2 protein-coding genes are annotated in these 2540 nt (G+C 39.0%); both read left to right on the forward strand.

Annotated elements, in window-relative coordinates; translation table 11 throughout:
- Positions 1-191 precede the first annotated feature (191 nt).
- A protein-coding gene (locus tag H5158_RS22295; RefSeq protein ID WP_182719725.1) for an IS3 family transposase occupies positions 192-1351 on the forward strand; the annotation gives its coding sequence in 2 pieces (ribosomal slippage) (positions 192-465 and positions 465-1351; 1161 coding nt in all).
- 41 nt (positions 1352-1392) lie between these two features.
- A partial coding sequence (locus H5158_RS22300) for a hypothetical protein (RefSeq protein WP_220491402.1) occupies positions 1393-2540 on the forward strand: 1148 nt, incomplete at its 3' end.

Here is a 2540-nt window from a genome sequence, read left to right on the forward strand (position 1 = left end):
GATATTCACTCTGAATAGTTAAGATGGGTGTCATCTTAATTTCGTTGGCCAAGTAATCAGCCAAGCCATTGTTAAGTTATAAAAAGCTAAGTTATAAAAAATTTACAAGAAGTACAGCAAATAAATGTAATGGTCTAATGAAACTGGACAGGTTTATAGCGTAAAATGAGCTAAACCCAAAAGGTATCACTATGACCAGAAAATCAAAAGTAACACTCAGTGCACAACAAAAACTTGAATATGCCAAATTAATGGTAGAAGAAGGTTATACCAATAAGCAAATTGAAGAGATGTCTGGCGCAGGAAAGTCAGCAGTATCACGTTGGAAGCAACAATATCTATCTGAGCTAGATGGTAAGAGCCCGGGAAATGTACAAGCACTCACACCAGAACAGCAACGTATTCAATTGCTAGAGAAGCAGCTACAGCGCGCTTTAAGGGATAATGATATATTAAAAAAAGCCACCGCTTTCTTCATTCGCGACAATCAAAATTTAAAGTAATTAAAGCATTGAAGAAAGCGACCCCAAGCTATACGGTATCTGAGTTGTGTCGTGCTTTAGAAGTCAGTACAAGTAGTTATTACTATGCGCCCGTCGCGCCAAATAAGTCAGAGCAGGCACTGCTGGCGTTAATTAAATCTATCGCTGACGATTCTGGTTATACGTATGGTAGACGCAGAGTGAACGTTGAACTGAATGCGTTAAATCATACGATTGGAATATATAAAACAGCGGCACTGATGAAAAAGTTGAATATAAAAGCCATCAGGCCGAAGAAAAAACATTACTACCCTAACTCAGGTGATGAACATAAGTACGCACAGAACCTCTTAAAACGAGAGTTTAACCCTGATTCACATAACACGCATTGGGTCGGTGATATTACCTATATCAGGAACCGTCAAGGGTGGAGCTACTTGGCCTGTGTGTTAGACTTATCAACGAGGGAAGTTGTAGGGTATGCCTTATCAACAAGCCCAAATGCTGAATTGGCTATAGCAGCATTGAATAATGCTATTAAGCGTCAACAGCCGGTTCTTAATCAACTGATGTTTCATTCCGATCAGGGGTGTCAGTATTCTGCAGCCTCGTTTAGAGCTCGGTTATCACAACTAACTATAACGCAAAGTATGAGTCGTCGAGGTAATTGTTGGGATAATGCAGTAATGGAGCGATTTTTTAGAAGTTTAAAAACAGAGCGACTGAATCGCCTGTCATTTATAAATCATCATTCAGTTATAAGTGAGGTGGACAATTATATTCAGTTTTACAATTACAAACGTAGGCATTCTACGCTTAATTATATGACGCCACATCAGAAATATAATGAATTAAAAAATGCCGCTTAGAATCTCTACAGAATTTGTTGACCATTACAAAAGGAGTAACAATGAGTAGTGATGATAAAAGCTCAGAGAAATCAAGCGAACTTGATGACTTACTTGATAACCTTATTAGTGATGAGGATCTTGAGCGCTATTTTGCTGAACAAAAAGACGGTTTAACTCACGAAGAACGAGAAAAAATTAAACGAGAAAATCGTATTAACGCGATTAACCAGTGGTGCGCTGAAAACCCAAATCGAGACCCTACCAGATCAAAAGATAAAACCATCAAACAACTGGCGTTAGATGAAGAAGCGGTGGTGCGAAGAGAAGAGTTTAGAAAAAATAACCCCGAGAAAGTGGCCGAAATAAGGAGGCGGACTAGAAACGAAAGTAAATATTTTGATGATAGAGCAACATATAAAGAGCAACTGCCAAGGGACTATTTACATAAAGACAGTTATGAAACGCGATTAAAAAAAGCCGAAGCACTCAATGGCTGCGGGTTTAAAACCCGCACATTTAAAAGTAAGCGTTTTACTGATGAATATGCAGCAAAGCTTTCATCCCCAGATAGTGGCTCAACGCTTGAGGGACATTGGGTAGAGAGCGATGGTAAGCAGTTGGCTATTTCATGGTTTGGAGGGTGGTCAAATTTATTTACTGCTCTAAGCTTCTTGCTAATGGTATCTGCAGTTATGTTTTTTTTCGTTGATTTGGTTGTTATTGGTTTTGTGTGGGAGGATTATCGGTGGGTGCCATTTGCTATATATGCACCTATGTTTATTGTTGGTTTTTATATGCTGAAACACCGGGCAATATTAGCGCACCGAGATAATTTTTATTTTAATCGCCATACCGGGCTTGTAAAAACCCCTCATACTTTGTTTAGAAAACCGTTTTATTTACCTTACGAAGACATTGTTTGCTATGGTGCAAATGAGCGTAATGTCGGTTCAGCCCGCGGTGGTTCACGTGTGTTTGTATCTCTTATGGTGCCGTTAAAATACCCTAAACATTATCGCTTTACCAAGCCTACTTTTTATGTAGGTGGTTCAAATCGTCAATGGGATTCACTGGCATACGCCACAGCCATGACCTTTATGGATACATCAATCCCGCTTGGGACACACTTATATCAATCAATAGAGCACTACTTCAAAATAGATAAAGATATAACAGAAAAACACGGATTTCCTGAGGAGTTAAAACC

This window comes from Pseudoalteromonas sp. SR45-6, from assembly GCF_014163545.1.
Lineage (GTDB): Bacteria > Pseudomonadota > Gammaproteobacteria > Enterobacterales > Alteromonadaceae > Pseudoalteromonas > Pseudoalteromonas rhizosphaerae.